The sequence below is a fragment of the Flexivirga oryzae genome (genome assembly GCF_014190805.1).
Classification (GTDB): Bacteria; Actinomycetota; Actinomycetes; order Actinomycetales; family Dermatophilaceae; genus Flexivirga; species Flexivirga oryzae.
Genome location: NZ_JACHVQ010000001.1, coordinates 36,230 through 57,716 on the forward strand (window position 1 = coordinate 36,230; position 21,487 = coordinate 57,716).

Consider the following 21,487-nt stretch of genomic DNA (forward strand, 5'->3'; position numbering starts at 1 on the left):
GGTGCGGGCCAGTTGCCCGCAGACGGTGCTGCAACGCCTGCGGGACGACGAGTCCGGCTCGGCGGTAGCTGAATTCGCCCTCGTCGGGGCCATGGTGGTGGTGTTCTTCCTGGCCGCGTTCCAGGTCGGCTTCTCGCTCTACGTCCGCAACACGCTCATCGAGAACGCCGCGGAGGGGGCCCGGTACGGCGCTCGCGCCGATGCCACGCCGGCGATGGGCGCGCAGCGGACCGTCGACCTCATCACGACCGGACTGTCCGGCCGGTATGCCGGGCACGTTTCGGCCTCGGTCGAGACCGAAGGCGGTGCGCGAGTCGTGAAGGTCACCGTGAGGGCTCCGCTGCCGATCGTGGGTCCGTTCGGTCCCGCGCAGTCGCTGACGGTGTCCGGGCGGGCCTATCAGGAGGCACAGCCATGAGCGTTTCCTGGCTGCGCCGGTCGCCCGTTGTCCGCCGCCTGAGCCGTCTCGTGCACGAACGCGATGCCGAAACCGGCAGCGCGCTCATCGAATTCATCGTCATCGGGTTGTTGTTGACGTTGCCAGTCTTCTACCTGGTGATCTCGCTGGCGCGGTTGCAGGCCGGTGCCTACGCCGTGGCTTCGGCGGCCCGCGAGTCGTCCAGGATGTTCGTGACCGCGCCGGACACGGCGTCCGGGCAGGCGCGGGCGCAGGCGGCCGCTGCGATGTCCTTCGAGGACCAGGGTTTCGCCGGACGGGGGAGCATGCACATCGGCTGCAGCAGGCAGCCGTGCCTCAGTCCGGACTCGGTCATCGACAGCGTCACCGACCTGGATGTCGACCTGCCGTTGATCCCCGATTTCCTCCGCGGGGTCGTGCCGTCCACGATCCACCTCCACTCGCGGCACGCCGAAGTCGTCGACCACTACCGCGCGCCATGAGACCGTTCGCGACACTGCTGGCGCGGCTGCCTCGGCGGGCGGACGACCGCGGTCGCGTCGTGCTGCTGATCGCCGGGCTCTTCGGGATCCTCGGCATGCTGATCGTCGGCGGGATCAACGTCACCGCCATACAACTCGCCCGGCTGCAGGTCATCGATGCCGCCGACGCGGCGGCCGCCAATGCCGCTGACGCGGCCGACGAGAGCAGTCTCTACACCGGTGGTGTGGGGTCGCAGCTCACGCTGTCCGACGCGTCCGTCCGGCAGGTCGCCGGCGCGACTCTTGCGCGGGAGGACCTGCCCGCCCATGTGCTGGGCTGGCAGGTCGTCGACGGCACCGGTGCACAGGATTCCCGCGTCGCGGTCGTCCGGGTCTCGGCGGTGGTCCACCCGCCGCTGCTCGGCGGGGTGATGTCCGGCCTGTTCGGCGACGTCCATGTCACCGTGCAGTCGCGCGCCGAGGCACACGTGCACTGATCGCCCATAGGCTGGGCGGCACGACCACACGGAGCGAAGGAGCCACCATGGCCTATTGGTACGACGTCGAGAAGGACGAAGTCGTCGAGTCCGACAAGAGCCACCTGTTCCACGGCAACCTGATGGGTCCCTACGACACCGAGGAAGCCGCCCGGAACGCGCTGAAGACCGCCGCGGAGCGCACGGCCAAGTGGGACGCGGAGGACGAGGAGTGGAACGACCGCTGAGCGAGCGCAGCGAGCGACCACAGGCTCAGGGCGAAGCAGGTCTCCCGACGAAGGAGGGAGGTCTGCGCAGCAGGCGCGGCCGGGGCCGCGACGCGCTGCCTGCGGCATACATTTTCCGACGCCGTAGGCTGTCAGGTTGTGGCTACTGACTTCCCCGCCGACATCAAGGCACTGCGCACCACCATGGACTCCGTCCGTGAGGTGACCGACCTCGACTCGCTGCGCACCAAGATCGCCGACTTGGAGAAGCAGTCCGCCGCACCAGACCTCTGGGACGACCCCGAGCACGCCCAGCAGGTGACCAGCAGCCTCTCGCGCGCGAACAGCGAACTCGAGCGCGTGGAAACCATGGACAGCCGGATTGATGACCTCGAGGTCCTGGTCGAGATGGGCCAGGAGGAGAACGACGCCGAGACGCTGGCCGAGGCCGAGAAGGAGCTGGCCAGCGTTCAGAAGGCGGTCGGCGAACTCGAGGTCCGCACGCTGCTCAGCGGCGAGTACGACCAGCGCGAGGCCGTGGTGACGATCCGCTCGGGCGCCGGTGGTGTCGACGCGGCCGACTTCGCCGAGATGCTGCTGCGGATGTACCTGCGCTGGGCGGAGCGGCACGGCTACCCGACCAAGGTCATGGATACCTCGTATGCCGAGGAGGCCGGCCTCAAATCCGCGACCTTCGAGGTCAATGTGCCCTATGCCTACGGAAACCTGCAGGTCGAGGCCGGTACGCACCGGCTGGTGCGGATCAGCCCGTTCGACAACCAGGGGCGGCGGCAGACGTCGTTCGCCGCGGTCGAGGTGGTGCCGCTGATCGAGCAGACCGACTCCATCGAGATCCCCGACAACGAGTTGAAGATCGACGTCTTCCGCTCCTCCGGTCCGGGTGGTCAGAGCGTCAACACGACCGACTCGGCCGTGCGGATGACGCACCTGCCGACCGGCATCGTCGTCTCGATGCAGAACGAGAAGTCGCAGATCCAGAACCGCGCCGCCGCCCTGCGCGTCATGCAGTCGCGGCTGTTGCTGCTTCGCCGGGAGCAGGAAGCAGCGGAGAAGAAGGAATTGGCCGGCGACATCAAGGCCAGCTGGGGTGACCAGATGCGCTCCTACGTGCTGCACCCCTACCAGATGGTCAAGGACCTGCGTACCGAGTTCGAGGTCGGCAAGACCGATGCGGTGTTCGACGGAGACATCGACGACTTCATCGAGGCAGGCGTCCGGTGGAAGCGAAGCCAGGAGAAGGCGCACGCGGAGTGAGCGTGGCGTCTCGCCGGGGATCCGGGCTTGGCGCGTGCGTAGGTCGCCCCAGGGGGGAGCTGTGACCGGGATCCGGGCCTGGCGCGTGCCGGAGTCCCCACTGGGGTGAGGTATGACCGGGATCGGGGCTTTGCGCGTGCCGGAGTCCCCACTGGGGAGAGGTATGACCGGGATCCGGGCCTGGCGCGTGCGTAGGTCGCCCCAGGGGAGAGGTATGACCGGGGTCCGGGCCTGGCGCGTGCCGGAGTCCACACTGGGGTGAGGTATGACCGGGATTCGGGCCTGACGCGTGCGTAGGTCGCCCCAGGGGAGAGGTATGACCGGGATCCGGGCCTGACGCGTGCCGGAGTCCCCACTGGGGTGAGGTATGACCCCCGCCCCCGCCCGACCATCCGTGTGGCCGCTGAGGATCCTGGGGAATTTGAGACTTGTGGGCGCGCCTGAGCGATCGTGAACGACGCTCGGCATACCGTTGTGCGGCCAGTGACCTGTGACCCCGAAAAGGCCTTCTGCCCCAGATGATTCGACTCGAACACGTCACCAAGCGGTATGCCTCCGGCGGCGCCGCTGCACTCGACGACGTCAGCTGTGACATCGACCGGGGTGAATTCGTCTTCGTCGTCGGCGCGTCCGGGTCGGGGAAATCGACCATGATGCGGCTGATCACCCGCGAGATCACGCCCAGCGCGGGCTCCGTCCTGGTCGCCGGCCGCGAGCTGGTGCCGATGCCGCAGCGCAAGGTCCCGACGCTGCGTCGCGAGATCGGGGTCGTCTTCCAGGACTTCCGGTTGCTGGAGGGCAAGACCGTCTACCAGAACGTCGCGTTCGTGTTGCGCGTGCTCGGCAGCAAGCGCCACCAGATCAAGCAACTGGTCCCCGAGACCCTCGATCTCGTGGGTCTGGACGGTATGGCGAGCCGGTTGCCGCACGAACTGTCCGGCGGCGAGCAGCAGCGGGTGGCGATCGCACGTGCTGTGGTGAAGAAGCCGCCGATCCTGCTGGCCGACGAGCCGACCGGCAACCTCGACCCGGAGACCAGTGCGGAGATCGTGAAAGTCCTCGACCGGATCAACAAGACCGGCACCACCGTGGTGATGGCCACCCACGACCAGGGGATCGTCGACGTCTTCAAGAAGCGGGTGCTGGAGTTGAAGGACGGCGAACTCGTCCGCGACGAGGCCGAGGGCGGCTACAACCGGGACGAGACCCGCGAACGCGAGCGGGCCGCCGAACGCGCGGCCCGGGCGCTCGAGCAGGGCGAGGACTGATCCCGTGCGCCTGACATTCCTGCTCGGCGAGGTCGGCAACGGGTTCCGCCGCAACGCCTCGATGATCATCTCCGTCGTGCTGGTCTCGATGGTCTCGCTCTTCTTCCTCGGGGCCGGGCTGCTCGCCCAGCGCGAGGTGAGCGTCGCCAAGGGGTTCTGGTACGACAAGGTCCAGGTCTCGATCTTCTTCTGCACCGACCAGTCCACCGGTGTCCAGTCGTGCACCGACGGTGCCGCGACCCAGGCGCAGAAGGACCAGGTCAAGAGCCAGCTGGACGGCATGGAACCGCTCGTCGAGCACGTCTACTACGAGAGCTCGCAGCAGGCCTACGACCGCTTCAAGAAGCAGTTCCGGGGCAGCCCCTACCTCTCGGACGTGACCGCCGACGCGATGCCCTCGTCATACCGGGTGAAACTCTCCGACCCGAACAAGTACAACGAGATCGTCGCGTCCTTCGAGGGACAGCAGGGCGTGGAGGCGGTGAGCGACCAGAGCAACGTCCTGTCCACCTTCTTCAAACTGCTGCACGTCATCAGTGTCGGTGCGGTCGCGCTCGCCGTCGTCATGGTCATCTGCGCGATCCTGCTGATCACCACCACGATCCGCCAGGTCGCCTACACCCGGCGCCGACAGGTCAGCATCATGCGGCTGGTCGGTGCGTCGTCGACCGTCATCTACCTGCCGTTCGTCATCGAGATCCTGCTCGCCACGTTGATCGGTGCCGCGCTCGCGGTGGGACTGCTCTGGGCACTCGTCCACTACGGGGTCGAGGGCCTGTTCAACGACTCGGGGTCCACCGGGACCCTTGTCAGCATGATCAGCACCGCCGACGTCTGGGACTTCGCGCCCTGGCTGTTCGCCGGTGCTGTCGTGATCGCCCTTGCCACGGCGTGGATCACCCTGCGCCGCTACCTGCGAGTCTGAGGAGTCAGGTATGTCGTTTCGCGATCGCACCGGACGTCGTCGTGGCCGACTGCTGGCAGCCGGCTGCGCGCTGGCGGTGATGTGCACCGCCATCGCCGGACCCGCCACAGCGGACAGCGTCGACAACAAGAAGAAGAAGGTCGACGGCAGCATCGCCAGCACGCAACGCAACCTGGACGACACGTCGGCGGCGCTGGTCAGGGTCAACAAGCAGCTGGTGTCGACCAACAAGAAGGTCGCCGCAGCACAGAAGAAGCTCAAGAGCGCCGACGCCACACTGACCGCGGCCAACAACCACCTCAGTGACATGAACTCCCAGCTGGCCATCGCCAAGGCCGACGAGACCAAGAACAAGACGGCGCTGAGGACCAACAAGGTCGCCGAGGCCAAGTCCAAGAAGATGGTCGGTGGCATCGCCCGGCAGAGCTACATGTCCGGCGGGCTCGGCAACCTGCAACTCACCCTCAACATCCTCACCAGCAACGGCGACGTCACCTCCGAGCTGTCGGTCGCCGACATGGTCATGCGCCAGCAGAGCGGCGTGCTCACCAAGTTGTCGAGTGAGCGTGCGGCGGGTACGGCGGCCAACGACCGGCTCGGCGCCGCCCGCCGCCGCATCGCGACGCTGACCATCAAGGCGCAGAACGCCCAGACCGCCGCCAAAAAGGCGAAGACGAAGGCAACCACCGCCCGCGACAACGTGGTGAAGCTGCAGCAGAAGCAACGCAAGGCCAAGAAGGCGCTCGCCCATCAGAAGACGATCGAGCTGGCCAGCCTGAAGACGCAGAAGAAGGAGTCCGCGCGGCTGGCGGCGATCATCCGCAAGCGCAACATCGCCGCGGCGAAGGCGGCCAAGCGCGCCCGGGAGACCGCCACCCGCAAGGCCACACCACCACCCGCACCACCCAGCACCGGTAGCGGCAGTAGCAGCGGTGGCAGTTCCGGCGGCTCCAGCACCGCCACCAGTCGCGGCGTGTTGGTGGCGCCCGGTGCGATCGGGTCGATCGTGTCCGGCTTCGGCGAACGCCTCAACCCGGTCCTGCACGTGTGGATGCTGCACGCCGGCGACGACTTCCCCTACCCGTGCGGCACACCGGTGCACGCGGCCGGTTCGGGCACCGTCGTGCAGACCGGCTGGGACAGCGCCGGCGGCAACTTCGTGCTGATCGACCACGGCTACCGGGACGGCGTCAACCTGGCCAGCTACTACGCGCACTTCGAGCGATCGGCGGTCGTGCACGCCGGGCAACACGTCAGCACCGGCCAGCTGATCGGCTACTCGGGCACCACCGGCCGCTCGACCGGCTGCCACATGCACTTCGGTGTGCTGGCCAACGGTCGCTGGGTCAACCCCATCCCCTGGATCTCCTGACCACCGCACGTTTCGGGTATGCCGGGCGCGCGCCATACGACGCGATCGGCATACCGGGGAGGCGGCGGTGTCTAATGGGTATGCCGGGCGCGCGCCATACGACGCGATCGGCATACTGAACGACGCGGTGGCGCGAAAAACCCGGTTGCGACCGCTTCGTAGACTGTCCGAATGGCCAAGAAAGCGAAGAAGTCCACCAAGGACGAGCCGACCAAGAAGGTCGTGGCCACCAACCGCAAGGCGCGCCACGACTACCTGATCGAGGACACGATCGAGGCGGGACTGGTGCTGACCGGCACAGAGGTCAAGAGCCTGCGGATGGGCCGCGCGTCCCTGGTCGACGGCTACGCCGACGAACGGCACGGCGAACTCTGGCTGGAGAACGTCCACATCCCCGAATACATCAACGGCAACTGGACCAACCACGCCACCAGGCGTCGCCGCAAGCTGCTCATGCACCGGCACGAGATCGACAAACTGCTCGGCAAGTCGCAGGAGGCGGGCCACACGCTCATCCCGTTGTCGCTCTACTTCGTCGACGGGCGCGTCAAGGTCGAGATCGCACTGGCCAAGGGTAAGCGGCAGTACGACAAGCGACAGGCACTGCGGGAGCGGCAGGACAACCGCGAGGCCGAGCGGGCGATGTCGCGTGCGGTGCGCCGCGCGCATGTCCAGTCGCGGTGACTATTCTTCGGCAATTTTCAGTCCGCCGACTTACGATCGATGGATGAACGCGTCACTGCGTCGTCATCCGGTGCTCCGCTGGGCCGCACCCGGAGCCGCGCTCGCGCTGGTGCTCGCCGGCTCCCAGGTCGCCGCGCACTGGCCGGCCGAGGCCTCGACCAACCTGCCGCCGCGCACGGCCGCGCAGCTGCTGACCGATCTGCAGCGGGCGCAACCCGTCGCGCTGTCCGGCACGGTCACCGCGACGATGTCGCTCGGCCTGCCACAGCTGCCGGAAGGTATGGCGGGCGGCGACCCGACCAGTCCGGTCGGCCTGCTCTCCGGCACCCACACCGCCAAGGTCTGGTATGACGGCAAGGTCTCGTCCCGCATCGCGGTGCTCGGGGACTCCGCCGAGACCGACCTGATCACCGGCCCGCACGGGGTCTGGCTCTGGAAGAGCGCGGACAAGTCGGTGCTGCACCTCGCCGCGCCCTCCGGGAAGGCGATGACCCACCAGAAGGCGCCGGCGACCGGTGCCTCGCTGCCCGCGCAGTTGAGCAGCCCCGACGGTGTGTCGAAGTGGATCCTGCAGATGCTCGACCCGACGACGAAGGTCAGCACCACCAGCAACGACCGCGTCGCCGGACGGGCGGCATACGAGCTGGTGCTGACCCCGAAGACCTCCGCCACCAAGATCGGCTCGGTCCGCATCGCCATCGACGCCGAGCACCACCTCCCGTTGCGCGCAGAGGTTTTCGCCCGCGGTGCCAGCAAGGCCGCGATCAACGTCGGCTTCACGTCGCTGAGTTTCGGCACCCCGCCGGCCAGCAGGTTCGACTTCACGCCGCCGCCGGGCGCGAAGATCACCACCCCGAACATGAACGACCACAAGGCACCTGCGCGCGCCATGCACCCGAAGGTGGCCGCGCCGCGAGTGGTCGGCTCCGCCTGGTCGTCGGTGCTCGTCGGTCAGGTGCCGATGAAATCGACTGCGAACACGAAGGACGACTCGCTGCAGGGCATGTTGCGGCTGTTGCCGAAGGTCTCCGGGAGATGGGGTAGCGGGCACCTGCTCGACACCGCTCTGTTCAGCGCGGTCCTGACCGACGACGGCCACTTCGCCGTCGGTGCCGTCCAGCCGACCACCCTGTATGCCGCCCTCGGCTGATTCCGCGAGTGGCGGTGGCCGAGTAAGCGGCGAGGGACGAGCCTCGGCTGAGTCCGCGAGTGGCGGTGGCCGAGTAAGCGGCGAGGGACGAGCCTCGGCTGAGTCCGCGAGTGGCGGTGGCCGAGTAAGCGGCGAGGGACGAGCCGCGCATCGAGGTCCCGCGCTGGCTCCGAGAGAGCGGTACGCGATCGAAACGCGCGGTTTGACAAAGGTATTCGGCTCCCAGTCCGCTGTCGACGGGCTCGACATGCGGGTGCCGACCGGCAGCGTCTACGGCTTCCTCGGGCCGAACGGGTCTGGTAAGACGACCACCATCCGGATGCTGCTGGGGCTGGTCACCCCGACGGCCGGTGACCACGACGTGCTGGGCCACCACATGCCGGACGGACTCACCACTGCGCTGCATCGGGTCGGCTCCCTGATTGAAGGACCCGCCTTCCACGCGCACCTGTCCGGGCTGGCCAACCTCCGCCGGCTCGACGCCGCCGACGCCCGGTCCGACGCCGCCACCAGCGAGCAGCGGATCGACAGTGCACTGGACCGGGTTGGGTTGAAACCTGCTGCGAACAAACGCTTCCGGGCGTATTCGCTCGGGATGAAGCAGCGCCTCGCGATCGCCGCCGCGTTACTCGCACCCCGTGACCTCCTGGTGCTCGACGAACCGACCAACGGGCTCGACCCGCAGGGCACCAGGGAAGTGCGCCACCTGGTCGGCAGCCTCGCGGCCGACGGCATCACCGTCCTCATCTCCAGCCACCTGCTGGCCGAGATACAGCAGATCTGCTCGCACATCGGTGTGATGCGGGCCGGGCGGCTCGTCGCGCAGGGGAGCATCGAGGAGCTCCGATCGACCCAGACCGCCCAGCTGACCGTGCACACCCCTGACCCAGGGCCGGCCGCCGATGTGCTGACGCGCCACGGTCTGGACCAGGTGCGCGTCGACGGTGAGATCGTCACCGCCGCACCGGGAGACGTTTTGCCCGAGGACATCTCGGCCGCCTTGGCTCGCGCGGGGGTCCGGCTGCGCCGCTTCGCGATCGACCGGCCGAGCCTGGAGGACCTGTACGTCTCGCTCACCGGTGAAGGATTCGAGGTGCGGGGCTAGATGCGCTTCTTCCGCTCCGAGCTGCGGCTGATCATGGGCCGGCGGCGCAACCAGGCCGGCCTGGTGGTGCTCGCCGCGATGCCGGTGATCCTGGGTGTCGCGGTCCGCCTCACCGAGAGCAACCCGCGCGGAGACGGCCCGCCGGGCTTCATCGACGACATCGTCGGCAACGGCGTCTTCCTCGCGTTCGCGGCGCTGACCTTCGAGCTGACACTGTTCTTCCCGCTCGCCATCGCGATGGTTTCCGGTGACGCGATCGCCGGCGAAGCACACTCCGGGACGCTGCGTTACCTGCTGACCGTCCCTGCGGGCCGGACACGCGTGCTCATCGTGAAATACCTTGGCATCGTTGCGGGCTCGTTCATCGCAACCCTCACAGTGGCGGTCGCGGGCGCGGTGGCCGGCATACTCCTGTTCGGCACCGGACCACTGACGACGTTGTCGGGGGACCAGATCCCGCTCGGCGCGGGCCTGTGGCGGCTGCTGATCTCCGCCGCGTATGTCGCCTTCGGCCTGTGCGCGCTGGGCGCACTCGGCCTGTTCATCTCCACGCTCACCGAGCAACCGATCGCGGCGACCGTCGCGCTGATGATCGTCACCGCGACGATGTGGGTGCTGGACGCGATCCCGCAGATCTCCTGGCTGCACCCGTGGCTGCTGGTGGACCGGTGGGACGGGTTCGCCGATCTGATGCGCAACCCGGCGGACTTCGGCACCGTGCGCGACGGCGTGCTCGTCACGATCGGCTACATCGTGGTCTGCCTGCTGCTGGCCTGGGCGCGCTTCGACGGCAAGGACATCACCAGTTGAGGGATGCGGCTACCCTGTCCTGCCATGGGGACGAGGAGTAACTGGCACACCGCTGTCGTGAACGGTGCGGTCGAGGTGTTCGACCCGCAGGGGCAGAGTCACCTGCGGATCACCGACACGACGACGAGTGGCAAGGCCGTGTGGAACCCGGACCGCAAAGGCAGGATCACGCGCGACGGTCCGTGCCTGATCGAGACACCATGGGGGGAGAGTGTCACGAGCAAGACGGCGAAGGACGCACCGTTCCGCCGGGTCTCGGCCCGACGGGAGGTCACGCTCGGCGGCCGGCACTACCGTTACCTGCCGACCTCGGACCGCCGGTCGGTCGTCGAACGCGACGGTCAGCAGATCGCGACCCTGCACAAGAACTGGCAGCACGTGTGGAACGGTCGCCGCCCCAGCTTCGCCGACCTCGGCTTCACGATGGAGGTCGCCGGCCCGCTGGACCCGCTCGACGAGGCGATGATCGTGGGCTTCGGTGCGGTCATCGGAACCCCGGGTCATGAGGGCGGATTCAGCACCGGATGCCGGGTGGGTCCGCTTCTCGTCCTCGGTGGGATCTTCTCCTGAGCGTTCGCGATGACGACATATCCCTTCCTCGATGTGAGTGTCGAGACGCCGATGTTGCGGTTGCGTGCTGCGACCGACGAACTGTTGGAAGAACTTGCTCACGTCGTGCGTGCCGGCAAGGCATCGGCCGACCCCGCACCGTATGACGACCCGATGTCGTTCTACGAGCCGGACCCGGACCTGCGAGTGGCCAAGTGGTTGCAAGCGATCTGGCGAGGGCGAGGAATGCTCAACGCGCAGTCGTGGCGGCTCTTCTTCGTCGTCGTGGTCGACGACGAACCGATCGGCATGCAAGACATCATCGGCGTGAACTTCACGACCTTCGGCACCGTCGCGACCTTCTCATGGGTGTCGGCCGACCACCGCCGGCGAGGGATCGGTCGCGAAATGCGTTCTGGCGCCTTACAACTGGCCTTCGACGGGCTCGCCGCCACCGAGGCGAGCAGTGAGGCATTTGTCGACAACCACGGCTCCAACGCTATTTCCCGCGATCTCGGTTACGAGTCCAACGGGGTGGAGTGGGCAACACGAGGCGGTGAACCTGCCCTGATGAACCGGTGGCGACTGACCCGGGACACGTGGGCAGCACAACGCCGCGACAACATCCGACTTCGTGGCGTCGAACCGTGCCGGACGCTCCTGCAGCGGCTGTGACCCGACTGCTTCGACCGGTGGCTGCGCAAACGACATCGATGGCTTGTGGCCTGTTCGGTAAGCCTTCGGCCCAGCCACCACCAGCGCCTCGGCATCAGAGGTGTCGGGTCGGGTCCATGCGCTGGTGCAGGATGCGGATGATGTCGACGCTGGTGGCTGTCTCGACGTAGAACACCGGGTGGCTACCGATGCCGTAGCGCCGGTATCCCTCGCGGATCTCGTCGCAGGTTCGGCCACGCTCCGGGTCGGTGGCGATCCGTTCGATGGCAGCCCGGATCTCGGTGCTGTATTTCTCGGCCTGCCCGATGTCCCAGCGCCCCTCGGTGAAGTCCAGATCTCCGACAGATCGCGCTGGGCCGCCGGTGTGAGCCGATAGGCCTTCACTGCTTCTTCGAGGCGACGAACGTGTCGAAGTCGAACGGCACGGCCTCGCCGCTGTTCTCGCCGGCGACCAGGGCGGCGCGCAACCCGGCCAGTTGCGCCTCGTGCTCCTCCAGCAGCCGCAGGCCGGCGCGGACGACCTCGCTGGAGGAGCGGTACCGACCGGATGCGACCTGCGCGGACAGAAATCGCGCGAAGTGGTCGTCGAGGCTGATAGAGGTGTTCTGCGCCATGCGGCAAACATACCAACTATTGGTAATTCCGGATCGGGCGAAGTCTCATGAGACGCCTTCCACGGCAGGCGATGGCTCACTCACGGTTGAACCGGGAGGTCAGAGCGCGGTCGGGTCAGCGGTCGTCCTGTTTGAGCGCGGTGTCGACCGTGAGGGCTGCCGCGACCGCCAGTGACCGCAGCGGGTCGGGCAGGTCGTGCCGGATGTGCACCACGTAGTTGTCCGCGGTGGTGAACATCGTGGTCAGCAGCCCTTCCCAGGTCTTGGTGATCCGGCCGACCTCGGTGCCCTGGCCGTCCAGCAGCGCGAAGTTCCAGGCCCGCCAGTTCTCGGCGTTGAGGGTGCCGACGTCCTGCCCGCCGGCCTGCAGGCCGAAGCGGATCTTGCCGAAGACGTTCTGCTGCACCAGCCGGCCGATCTCCGCGCCGTTCGGCGCCGAGACCACGATGGTCGACTTGAACACCTTGCCCGGTCGGGTCAGCACCAGCAGCGGACGGCCCGTCGTGTCGCGGACCTCCAGCCGGTGGGTGAGGAACTGGTCGAGGTTGCTGACGAACCGCAACGCCTTGCGGGCCGTGCTCTGCCCGACCTCCACGACGGCACCGATCTCGGCCCCGTCCTGGCCGTAGACCATGTATTCGTTGGTCAGCTCGATCAGCTTCCGCTTCTGGCTGACCACCAGCACGCTCTCGGTGAAGACGTTCCGGCCAGCATCGCTCACCGTCCCGCCCACGGGACCGTTGACCGCGCCGCCGAAGCTCTGGTCGCCGTACCCCTGGCTGAAACCGTGCCGGTTGCCTTGTTGCGGCTGCGGATTCGGCTGCTGTTGCTGGGCCTGCTGCCCGGACGGGTACGCCTGGCCCTGCTGCCCGGACGGGTAGCCCTGGCTCTGCTGGGGCTGTTGTCCTTGCTGCGCCTGCGGATTCGGCTGCTGGTGCTCGGTCCACTGGGCACCGTCCCACCACCGCACCATGCGGTTGTCGGACGGGTCGGCATACCAACCGGGTGGTGTCGTGGGTGGCTGCGAAGACATGGTGGTCTACCCCTCGGTCGTCTTGCGGGTGAGTCGCCACTGCGTGAACGCGGCATACAGGGCCGCGAGCACGAGCATCATGACGAGCTCCAGGATGAACACGCCTGCGGAGTGCTTCCACAGCGGATCGGTCTGCGACGCAAGGATTTTCGTCACATCGGTGGTGGCCGCGGTGCCGGCGAACCCCCACCGGGCCGGGGTCAACCAGGACAGCTGCTCCAGCCCGACCCGGCCGTTGACCGGGAACAGGCCACCACACAGGGCGAGCTGGGCCATGATCGAGATGACCAGGGCCGGCATCGCCTGCTCGGAGGTCTTCACGACGCTGGACAGCAGCAGGCCGAGGGACGCCGCGGCGAACGCGGTCAGCCAGCAGCACAGGATGATCTCGAGCATCGGCGAGCCGAGGAGTATGGCGCTGTCGGGCATCGGCTTACGGATGCTGACCAGGCCCACCATCAGGATCGACTGCAGCAGGTTGAGCACGCCGAAGATGGTCAGCTTGCCCGCGAGATAAGCCTGCGGTGATAGGCCGACGGCCTTCTCCCTGTGGTAGATCGCCCGTTCGCCGACCAACTCCCGGATGGTGGCCGCGGTGCCCATGAACACGGCACCGATGATCAGGAACACCAGCAGTTGCAGCGGCTCGGTGGTGTGGAAGTGCACGTCGCCGGGGGCGGTGCCGATGGGCGGCTGTTGCTTGAGGCCGTAACTGCCCGGCACCAGCATCGCCACGAGGGCGAGAGCGATCGGCAACAGCAGCATGAAGATCGAATAGCCGCGGTCGGCGAGTATGACGCGCACGTGTCGCCGGGCCAGCGTCGACAGCTGCGACGGGATGCTCTGCTGCCGCGGCGGCTTCTCCAGCGGCGGCGGCTCGCGGCGCGGCGCGCTGAGCGGGCCCTCGACCTGCTCGTCCTCCAGCGGCGACTCCTTGAAGCGCCGCTGCGCGCCCTCCGGGTCGTTGCTGACCGAGGTGAAGACGTCGGCGAAGTCACCGGCGCCGAAGAAGGACAACAACTCGTTCGGCGGGCCGAAGTAGGCGACCTTGCCGCCCGGTGCCAGCAACAGCACCTTGTCGCAGACGTTCAGGTTGGCGACGCTGTGCGTGATGACACCGACGGTGCGGCCGCCGTCGGCCAGCTGCCGCAGCGTCTGCATGACCTGCTTGTCCAGGCCCGGGTCCAGACCCGACGTCGGCTCGTCCAGGAACAGCAGGGACGGCTGGGTGAGCAGCTCCAGCGCCACCGAGGTGCGCTTGCGCTGGCCACCGGACAGCTTGTCGACCCGGGTGTGTGCGTGCTCGGTGAGGCCGAGCTCGGCCATGACCTCGTCGACCCGCCGGTTGCGCAGCTCGGCGGGCAGGTCGTCGGGGAAACGCAGCTCGGCGGCGAACCGCAACGCCTGCTGCACGGTCAGCTGCCGGTGCACGACGTCGTCCTGGGGGACGACACCGATGCGGTGCCGCAGATCCTGGAAGTTCTGGTAGAGGTCTCGACCGTCGTAGTAGACCTCGCCCTCGGTGGCCGGCTGCGAACCGATGAGCGCCTTGAGCATCGTCGACTTGCCGGCGCCGGACGGGCCGATGATCGCCAGCAGGCTGGAGCCTTCCAGGGCGAACGACACGTCGTCCAGCAGCTTCTTGCCGTCCGGCAGGGTGAAGCTGAGGTGGTTGGCGACGAAGTTGACGTCACCTTCGTCGACGCTGGCGACCAGTTGGCCCTGGCGGACGGTGAAGCGGGAGTGACCCACGGCCAGCAGGTCGCCCTCGCCGAGGTGCGCGCCGGTGACGCGTTGGCCGTTGACGTAGGTGCCGTTGCGGCTGCCGAGGTCCTGCACGTCGAAGCCGCCCTGCGACGGGACCAGTCGCGCGTGCTGGCGGGAGACGAGCAGGTCGTCCAGGACGATCTGGTTCTCCAGGCCGCGGCCGATGGTGATCGCCCCGCCACCCCGGCCCCCGGAGGTTCCGGTGTCGACCGGCATCACCTGCGGTACGGAGCCGGTCACGGTGGCGTGTCCGGAGGAGGAAACAGGTGCCCGTTGTTCGATCGGTCCGCTCGGCAGGGAGTAGCGGTCGAACACCACACCGGTGTGGCTGGGCGCACTGGGCAGCGCCACCCGCTGCTTCTTGGCGCGGGTCGGCAGCGGCTGGCTGGTGCCGGCGTGCGCCGTCGCGGGCTGACCTACGCCGGCTGCGCGGGTGGGCAGCGGCTGGCTGGTGCTGCCGGCGTGTGCCGACACCGGCTGGCCGGCGCTGCTGTCCGCCTGTGACGCGGGCGCCGCGGACGCTTGTGACGCGGACGCCGGTGACGAGGACGGCAACCGGCGCTCTGCCCCGGCCTGCGGGGTGCGCACCGCGGCGCCGCGCGGGGCGGCCTCGAAGCGCACCTCCGGGCCCGCGGCCCCACCGATGCGCAGGGTGCTGCCCGGACCCACCGCCATCGGCGCGCTCATCCGCGCCCCGTCGAGGTAGGTGCCGTTGGAGCTGCCCAGGTCGGTGACGGTGAGTTGGGTGCCCTCCAGGTGCAGTTCTGCGTGCCGGCGCGACGCGAGCGCGTCGGTGATCACCAGGTCACAGTCGAGTCCCCGGCCGACGACGATGGTCTGGCCCGTCTCCAGTGAGACGGTCCGACCCTCGCACGTGACCCTGACGGCGAAGTTGGTAGCGATAGCTGCTGCCCCCTGCTAATTCGATGCGGCGCAGCGACGCTGCGGCCCTTCCCTGCTTCCGTGACTGCCAGCACCATAGCGAAAGGGCCGGTCACTCAGACGTTGAGCAGCCACCCGTCGCGTACCTCGAAGGTTGCCGCGCCGATGCCGATGCGATCTCCCTCCGAGAGGTGCGTGCGTTCGACGCGCCGTCCGTTGACGTAGGTTCCGTTGCGGCTGCCCAGATCTTCCAGGACGAGACCGTCGGCGTCGGCGGTGATCCGCACGTGCTGGCGCGAGACCAGCATGTCGTCGAGCACGATGGAGTTGTCGCGCCCGCGGCCGATCGTCAGCGCCTCCGGCTCCTCCTGCTGCGCCGCGGGGTCTGCGACAGCGGGAGTCGTCACGGTCGCGGCCTCGTTGATCGACGGGCTCTGGCCGGGCGCGTCATACGACGGCCACTGCTGTTGCTGTGGTTGTTGCTGCTGTGGCTCGGGTGCCGGCGGCTGGTAGGACTGTGGCTCGGGTGTCGGCGGTTGTTGCTGCTGCGGCTCGGGTGTCGGTGGTTGGTACTGCTGCGGCTCGGGCGCGGGCTCCTGGCGCTGCTGCGGCTGCGGCGGCTGGTAGGGGTCGGCGGTCGGCTGTTGCTGGCGTTCGGCGGCGGGTGCCGGAGGCTGCGCGGACTGCCACTGGTCGGCGACCTCCTGCGCGGTCTGTGCCGAACCCGTGGCGACCCAGGGCTCGTCCTGTGCCGGCGCGGGCTCGGAGGGGGCGTCGGGCTGCGGGGCCGGGGGCTGGCGGTACGGGTCCGGGCCCTGCCAGGCGGCCTGCCCGGGCTGGGGCGGGTTGGCGTTCCAGTCGATCTGCGCCGGCCCTGCGGGCGCCGGCGGCTGCTGCCAGGACTGCGCACCCTGGTCGTTGCCCCACTGGCCGCCACCCTGCGGGGCCGGACGCCCCCACTGCTGCTGGTTCTGCTGCTGACCCTGGGAGGGTCCTCCCTGCTGCGACGCGCCCGCGTCATACCCCTGCCCCTGCTGGGGGTATGCCGGCTGGCCCCACTGCTGCTGGTTCTGCGGGGGGTCGTAGGGATTGCTCATCAAGGCCTCCGATATGAGAAAAGAGCACGCCGTCAATAGGGTAACCCGCGCGCGAAGTCGGCCCGAAACCATCGACTAACCTCGATGAGTGAGGAGCCATTCACGAGGGCACTGTCGTACCCCGTCGACAACAGGAAGGTGCCGATGACCGACTCCGCCACGACCCCGACCACCACACAAGACCCCGCGCACGGCCACGTGAACACCGGGCGCCCGAGAGTGGTGATCATCGGCTCAGGCTTCGGCGGGCTCTTCGCGGCCCGCAAGTTCGACGGTGAGGACGTCGACGTCACGCTGATCTCGTCGACCGGCTACCACCTCTTCCAGCCGCTGCTCTACCAGGTCGCGACCGGCATCCTGTCCGAAGGACTGATCGCGCCGGCGGCCCGTGAAGTGCTGGCCAAGCAGAAGAACGTCGAGGTGGCGTTCGGCACGGTGCACGACATCAACCTGGCCGAGCAGACCGTCACCGCCAACACCCTCACCATCGAGACGACGTACGACTACGACTCGCTGATCGTCGCGGCCGGAGCCGGTCAGTCCTACTTCGGGCACGACGAGTTCGCCGAGTTCGCGCCCGGTATGAAGAGCATCGACGACGCACTCGAGCTGCGCGCCCGCATCTTCGGGGCCTTCGAACTCGCTGAGCTCGCAGCGGCGTCGGGGCGGACCGAGGACCTGCCGCGGCTGATGACCTTCGTCGTCGTCGGAGCCGGTCCGACCGGTGTCGAGATGGCCGGTCAGATCGCCGAACTGTCCGCGCGCACCCTGCCGCGCGACTTCCGGCACATCGCCTCGGAGAACGCCCACATCATCCTGCTCGACGGCGCCGACCAGGTGCTGGGCGGCTTCGGAACGCGGCTGGGCAAGAAGGCCCAGCGGCGGCTGGAGTCGATGGGCATCGACGTCCGCCTCGGAGCGATGGTCACCGACGTCGACGCCAACGGCATCGAATACCGCACCAAGGACGGCAGCACCGAGCGGGTGCCCGCGCTGACCAAGGTGTGGGCCGCCGGAGTCCAGGCGAGCAGTCTCGGCAAGACGCTCAGCGAGCAGACCGGCACGGAGCTGGACCGGTCGGGTCGGCTCAAGGTCAACCCCGACCTGACGTTGCCCGGACACCCGAACGTGTTCGTCGTGGGCGACATGATCAGCCTCGACAACCTTCCGGGGGTGGCGCAGGTCGCCATCCAGGGTGGGAAGTTCGCGGCGAAGCAGATCCTGCACCGGCTCAAGGGCGAGCCCACCGATCAGCGGTTCCACTACTTCGACAAGGGTTCGATGGCCACGATCTCGCGGTTCAGCGCGGTGGCCAGCGTCGGCAAGCTGCGTATGTCGGGCTTCCTCGCCTGGGTCATGTGGCTGGCCGTGCACCTGTGGTACATCATCGGCTTCAAGAGCCAGATCACCACGTTCTTCCACTGGGCGGTGTCATTCCTCGGCCGCTCACGAGGGGAGCGGACCGCCACGCAACAGCAGCTCTTCGCGCGCGGTGCGTTGGACAAGCTGGGTGCCGAGTACCAACCCCGGGTGGAGATGGGTGCCGGGCGGCCGGTGCCCGCGCGCCATACGGAGGCGAAGGCAGAGGTCGCCGAAGGGTGACCGACTGACGCAGGGCCGCACCGGTGCGGCCCTGCGTCGACGTCTCTGCAGGGGATCAGCCCTCGTGGCCCTCCAGGGCGACGAGCACACCGGCGGTCGCGAAGTACTTGTTCCTCCCCAGATCGCGCACCGTCTTGATGCCGAGCAGGTCCTTCAGCGCCTCGGTGTGACGCGGGGTGAGACCGGCGAGCGCGTCGACCGGCGCGTCGAGGATCTCCTTGAGCGTCTTGTCCTCGTACTCCTTGTCGAGCTTCTTGGCGAGATTGACCGAAACTGCCATGGGCTTACCTCCGAAGGGTTGGGATCGGTTGCTGGCCACCCGGGTGCGGGTCGGGCCATTCGTGATCGTCGCGCGTGCCGGGGGTGCTGGCAAGACCCCGCCGGTGAATCCCAGCAGGTGCACAGCCGACCGGGTTCCGTATCGTGAGCCGACATGCGGCCTCATTACCCGATAGCGACGCACCGTCTCGACAACGGTCTGCGGGTGGTTGTCTCCACCGACCACTCCGTGCCCACCGTGGCGGTCAATATCTGGGTCGGCGTCGGCTCGCGTCACGAGCGGCCGGGACGCACCGGCCTCGCGCACCTCTTCGAGCATCTGATGTTCCAGGGCTCGGAGAACGTCGTGGAGGGCGAGCACTTCGCCGCGTTGCTGGCGCAGGGCGCCCAGCTCAACGCGACGACCTGGGTGGATCGGACGAACTACTTCGAGGTCGTGCCGACCGGCGCGCTGGAGCTGGCCCTCTGGCTGGAAGCGGACCGGCAGGGGCGGCTGCTGCCCGCGCTCACCCAGGAGAACCTCGACAACCAGCGCGACGTGGTCAAGGAGGAGAAGCGCCAGCGCTACGACAACGTGCCGTACGGTACGGCGTTCGCGGAGCTGACGGCCCTGGTGTTCCCGGACGGCCACCCATACCACCACACGACGATCGGGTCGATGGAGGACCTCGACGCCGCGTCGCTCACCGACGCGCGGGACTTCTACAGCGCGCACTACCGGCCCGACAACACCGTCGTCACGCTGGTGGGCGATATCGAGCCGGACGACGGATTCGCCCTGGTGGCAAAGTATTTCGACGAGCTCACCAACCCGGGGCAGCCCCCGGGCCAGGCGCTCGCGGACCCGCTGCCGCCGATGACCGACCCGGGCCGCTTCGAGCGCACCGACGACGTGCCCTCCGATCGTCTCTACCTCGGCTTCCGGCTCCCGGTCGGCGGCACCCAGGACTTCGTGCACGCCGATCTGGGCTTCGACGTGCTGGCCGGGCTGGCGACGTCGCGGCTCTACCGGCGGCTGGTGCGCCGCGACCAGTTGGTGACCCATGTGTCGCGCAACGCCGGCGCCCGGGTGGACGGCACCTCGATGGGGGCGCTGATCCTGGACCTGAGCGACGGGGTCGAGACCTCCCGGGTCGAGGACACGGTCGGCGAAGAACTGCTACGGCTGGCCGCCGAGCCTCCGACCGAGAGCGAAGTCGCTGCGGTCGTCGCCGACGTCGAACGCTGGTGGCTGCAGAGCCTGGCCCAGCCCGGCGAGCGCGCCGACGTGATCAGCGGGAGCACATTGCTGTACGACGATCCGGAGCACCTGAACACCTACCTGGATGACGTGGCGAAAGTGACGGCCGAGGACATCGCGAAGTCCGCTGCGACCCACCTGGACCCTGCGTCGGCCGCGACGGTCGTCTACCGGAAGGAGACGAAGTGATGGTGCAGCCACGTCCGACCGTGCCGCTCGCTTCCCCGTGGCAGTTCCCGGCCGCCACCGAACACCGCCTCGGCAACGGCATCCGGGTGCTGCTCTACAACCGCCCGGGCCAACACATCACCTCGACCCGGCTGCTGGTGCCGACGCCGCTGGCCGTCGAACCTCGTGAGCTGGAGGGCGTCGCCACGATGGTCGCCCGCACGATGGACGAGGGCACCGGCAGCCACACCGCCGACGAGATGGCCGAGCTGTTCGAACTCAGCGGGATCGCCTACGGCGCAGGGTATGGCGCGCGCGGCCTCACCCTCGAAACCGACGCCACCGCAAGCAGAGCCGCGCAAGGGTGGGCGCTGGTGACCGAATGCCTCAGTGAACCCGCGTTCCCCGAGCAGGAGGTGACCCGGCACGTCCGCCAGCGGCTCTCCGAGATCGAGCACGAGGCCGCATCACCCGAGGCGCGAGCGACCAAGGAATGGGCTGCGACGTTCTACGACCAGCGGTCGCGGGCCGCCCGTCCGGCCGGCGGCACGACCGAGACGGTCGCCCGGATCACCCCCGAGGACTGTGCGCGGTTCCATGCGCAATGGGTCCGGCCGGACGACGCGACCGTCGTGATCGCCGGTGAACTCGACGAAGCACAAGCACTGCGCGACCTCGACGCCACCCTCGGCACCTGGCGGGTGGACGGCGTTGCACCGCAGGATGATTCGCCGGTCGCGATCGTCGCTGGTGGACCGGCTCGGGTCCGCTTCGTGCACCGTCCCGGCGCTGTCCAGACCGAGCTCTACCTCGGGTCGTTCGGCCCCGATCGCACCGTGGACGGCGGGTGGGCGCCATACCCCGTCCTGGGTTTCGCGGTCGGTGGCTCGCCGAACGCCCGGCTGGACGCGGTGCTGCGGGAGGAGAAGGGCTACACCTACGGCTTCCGTGCGGGGTTCCGGCCGCGTGACGTGGGCGGGACGTTCATCGTGTCGGGCTCGGTGCGCAGCGACGTGACCGTGGAGGCGACCCGGCTGACGCTGGAGATCCTGCAGGATGCGTCGAAGGGGTTCACCGACGAGGAGACGCGCGCTGCCACCGACTACATCGGCAAGACGGCCCCGGCGCGGTACGCGACCGCGGATGCCGTCGCGGATGAGGCACTCGTGCTCGAATCGGTCGGACTGGGCACCGAATTCGTGTCGTCATACCTCTCGCAGCTGGCGGCGCTGACGGCCGGCGACCTCGATGCGGCGTGGGCGAAGTGGGCCGACGAGCCACGCACGGTCGTGCTGGTCGGGGATGCCGAGGCGCACGCGGACGGGATTCGTGCGCTGGGCATCGGCGACGTCGAGGTGGTGTAGCCACGGTGGCCCAGAGCCGCGGTGGCCGGGGCCTGTAGCCGCGGTG

The 21,487-nt window shown here is 68.4% G+C and carries 23 protein-coding genes; 17 read left to right on the top strand and 6 right to left on the bottom strand.

Annotation, left to right across the window (positions count from 1 at the left end; genetic code table 11):
* Window position 1: 1 nt before the first annotated feature.
* From FHU39_RS00160 to FHU39_RS00225, 14 genes are all read left to right on the top strand, one after another.
* The gene (locus FHU39_RS00160; RefSeq protein WP_343065669.1) at window positions 2–418 is read left to right on the top strand and encodes a TadE/TadG family type IV pilus assembly protein; all 417 of its coding nucleotides are present in this window, start codon (window positions 2–4) and stop codon (window positions 416–418) included.
* The gene (locus FHU39_RS00165) at window positions 415–900 is read left to right on the top strand and encodes a pilus assembly protein (RefSeq protein WP_246336118.1); all 486 of its coding nucleotides are present in this window, start codon (window positions 415–417) and stop codon (window positions 898–900) included. Before FHU39_RS00160 ends, FHU39_RS00165 begins: the two co-directional genes overlap by 4 nt.
* The gene (locus tag FHU39_RS00170) at window positions 897–1,376 is read left to right on the top strand and encodes a hypothetical protein (protein WP_183317867.1); all 480 of its coding nucleotides are present in this window, start codon (window positions 897–899) and stop codon (window positions 1,374–1,376) included. The genes FHU39_RS00165 and FHU39_RS00170 overlap by 4 nt, the downstream gene beginning before the upstream one ends.
* A gap of 47 nt (window positions 1,377–1,423) precedes the next feature.
* Window positions 1,424–1,603 (top strand): methionine aminopeptidase, encoded by a 180-nt coding sequence (locus FHU39_RS00175; protein WP_183317869.1) that lies wholly within the window; start codon window positions 1,424–1,426, stop codon window positions 1,601–1,603.
* A gap of 138 nt (window positions 1,604–1,741) precedes the next feature.
* Window positions 1,742–2,857 carry a peptide chain release factor 2 gene (prfB, locus tag FHU39_RS00180; RefSeq protein ID WP_183317871.1) on the top strand — a complete coding sequence of 372 codons (1,116 nt, stop codon included), beginning with the start codon at window positions 1,742–1,744 and terminating at the stop codon, window positions 2,855–2,857.
* Between the two features lie 518 nt (window positions 2,858–3,375).
* Window positions 3,376–4,125, top strand: coding sequence for a cell division ATP-binding protein FtsE (ftsE, locus tag FHU39_RS00185; RefSeq protein ID WP_183317873.1), 750 nt, complete (start codon window positions 3,376–3,378; stop codon window positions 4,123–4,125).
* 4 nt (window positions 4,126–4,129) lie between these two features.
* Window positions 4,130–5,050 carry a permease-like cell division protein FtsX gene (gene ftsX / locus FHU39_RS00190; RefSeq protein WP_183317875.1) on the top strand — a complete coding sequence of 307 codons (921 nt, stop codon included), beginning with the start codon at window positions 4,130–4,132 and terminating at the stop codon, window positions 5,048–5,050.
* 10 nt (window positions 5,051–5,060) lie between these two features.
* Window positions 5,061–6,422, top strand: coding sequence for a M23 family metallopeptidase (locus FHU39_RS00195; protein WP_183317878.1), 1,362 nt, complete (start codon window positions 5,061–5,063; stop codon window positions 6,420–6,422).
* 171 nt (window positions 6,423–6,593) lie between these two features.
* Window positions 6,594–7,106: an SsrA-binding protein SmpB gene (gene smpB / locus FHU39_RS00200; RefSeq protein ID WP_183317879.1), complete on the top strand. Its 513-nt coding sequence runs from the start codon at window positions 6,594–6,596 to the stop codon at window positions 7,104–7,106.
* A gap of 43 nt (window positions 7,107–7,149) precedes the next feature.
* Window positions 7,150–8,256: a LolA-like protein gene (locus FHU39_RS00205; protein ID WP_183317881.1), complete on the top strand. Its 1,107-nt coding sequence runs from the start codon at window positions 7,150–7,152 to the stop codon at window positions 8,254–8,256.
* A gap of 202 nt (window positions 8,257–8,458) precedes the next feature.
* The gene (locus FHU39_RS00210; RefSeq protein ID WP_343065670.1) at window positions 8,459–9,361 is read left to right on the top strand and encodes an ABC transporter ATP-binding protein; all 903 of its coding nucleotides are present in this window, start codon (window positions 8,459–8,461) and stop codon (window positions 9,359–9,361) included.
* Window positions 9,362–10,171, top strand: coding sequence for an ABC transporter permease (locus FHU39_RS00215; protein WP_183317885.1), 810 nt, complete (start codon window positions 9,362–9,364; stop codon window positions 10,169–10,171).
* Window positions 10,172–10,195: 24 nt separating this feature from the next.
* On the top strand, window positions 10,196–10,741 hold the full coding sequence (locus FHU39_RS00220) for a hypothetical protein (RefSeq protein WP_183317887.1): 546 nt from the start codon (window positions 10,196–10,198) through the stop codon (window positions 10,739–10,741).
* Window positions 10,742–10,750: 9 nt separating this feature from the next.
* Window positions 10,751–11,395, top strand: a complete 645-nt coding sequence (locus FHU39_RS00225; protein ID WP_183317889.1) for a GNAT family N-acetyltransferase — start codon at window positions 10,751–10,753, stop codon at window positions 11,393–11,395.
* A 94-nt stretch (window positions 11,396–11,489) separates the two neighbouring features.
* Here FHU39_RS00225 and FHU39_RS00230 read toward each other — a convergent pair whose 3' ends face one another.
* The 5 genes from FHU39_RS00230 to FHU39_RS00250 all read right to left on the bottom strand — a co-directional run bounded on the left by FHU39_RS00230 (window position 11,490) and on the right by FHU39_RS00250 (window position 16,788).
* On the bottom strand, window positions 11,490–11,729 hold the full coding sequence (locus FHU39_RS00230) for a type II toxin-antitoxin system RelE/ParE family toxin (protein ID WP_246336236.1): 240 nt from the start codon (window positions 11,727–11,729) through the stop codon (window positions 11,490–11,492).
* 46 nt (window positions 11,730–11,775) lie between these two features.
* The gene (locus FHU39_RS00235) at window positions 11,776–12,009 is read right to left on the bottom strand and encodes a type II toxin-antitoxin system ParD family antitoxin (RefSeq protein ID WP_183317891.1); all 234 of its coding nucleotides are present in this window, start codon (window positions 12,007–12,009) and stop codon (window positions 11,776–11,778) included.
* Window positions 12,010–12,124: 115 nt separating this feature from the next.
* Window positions 12,125–13,042: a phospholipid scramblase-related protein gene (locus tag FHU39_RS00240; RefSeq protein ID WP_183317893.1), complete on the bottom strand. Its 918-nt coding sequence runs from the start codon at window positions 13,040–13,042 to the stop codon at window positions 12,125–12,127.
* A gap of 6 nt (window positions 13,043–13,048) precedes the next feature.
* Window positions 13,049–15,712 (bottom strand): FHA domain-containing protein, encoded by a 2,664-nt coding sequence (locus tag FHU39_RS00245; RefSeq protein ID WP_183320788.1) that lies wholly within the window; start codon window positions 15,710–15,712, stop codon window positions 13,049–13,051.
* A 95-nt stretch (window positions 15,713–15,807) separates the two neighbouring features.
* On the bottom strand, window positions 15,808–16,788 hold the full coding sequence (locus FHU39_RS00250; RefSeq protein ID WP_183317895.1) for an FHA domain-containing protein: 981 nt from the start codon (window positions 16,786–16,788) through the stop codon (window positions 15,808–15,810).
* An 84-nt stretch (window positions 16,789–16,872) separates the two neighbouring features.
* On the opposite strand from FHU39_RS00250, the gene FHU39_RS00255 reads away from it, so the two are divergent.
* Entirely contained in the window at window positions 16,873–18,390 is a 1,518-nt protein-coding gene (locus FHU39_RS00255; RefSeq protein ID WP_246336119.1) for an NAD(P)/FAD-dependent oxidoreductase, read from the top strand.
* Between the two features lie 55 nt (window positions 18,391–18,445).
* Here FHU39_RS00255 and FHU39_RS00260 read toward each other — a convergent pair whose 3' ends face one another.
* Window positions 18,446–18,670 carry a hypothetical protein gene (locus tag FHU39_RS00260; RefSeq protein WP_183317897.1) on the bottom strand — a complete coding sequence of 75 codons (225 nt, stop codon included), beginning with the start codon at window positions 18,668–18,670 and terminating at the stop codon, window positions 18,446–18,448.
* A 153-nt stretch (window positions 18,671–18,823) separates the two neighbouring features.
* Between FHU39_RS00260 and FHU39_RS00265 the strand changes: the two genes are divergently transcribed.
* Window positions 18,824–20,098, top strand: a complete 1,275-nt coding sequence (locus FHU39_RS00265; RefSeq protein WP_183317899.1) for a M16 family metallopeptidase — start codon at window positions 18,824–18,826, stop codon at window positions 20,096–20,098.
* Complete coding sequence (locus FHU39_RS00270) at window positions 20,098–21,441, top strand: M16 family metallopeptidase (RefSeq protein ID WP_183317901.1); 1,344 nt, start codon at window positions 20,098–20,100, stop codon at window positions 21,439–21,441. Before FHU39_RS00265 ends, FHU39_RS00270 begins: the two co-directional genes overlap by 1 nt.
* The last annotated feature ends 46 nt before the right edge of the window (window positions 21,442–21,487 follow it).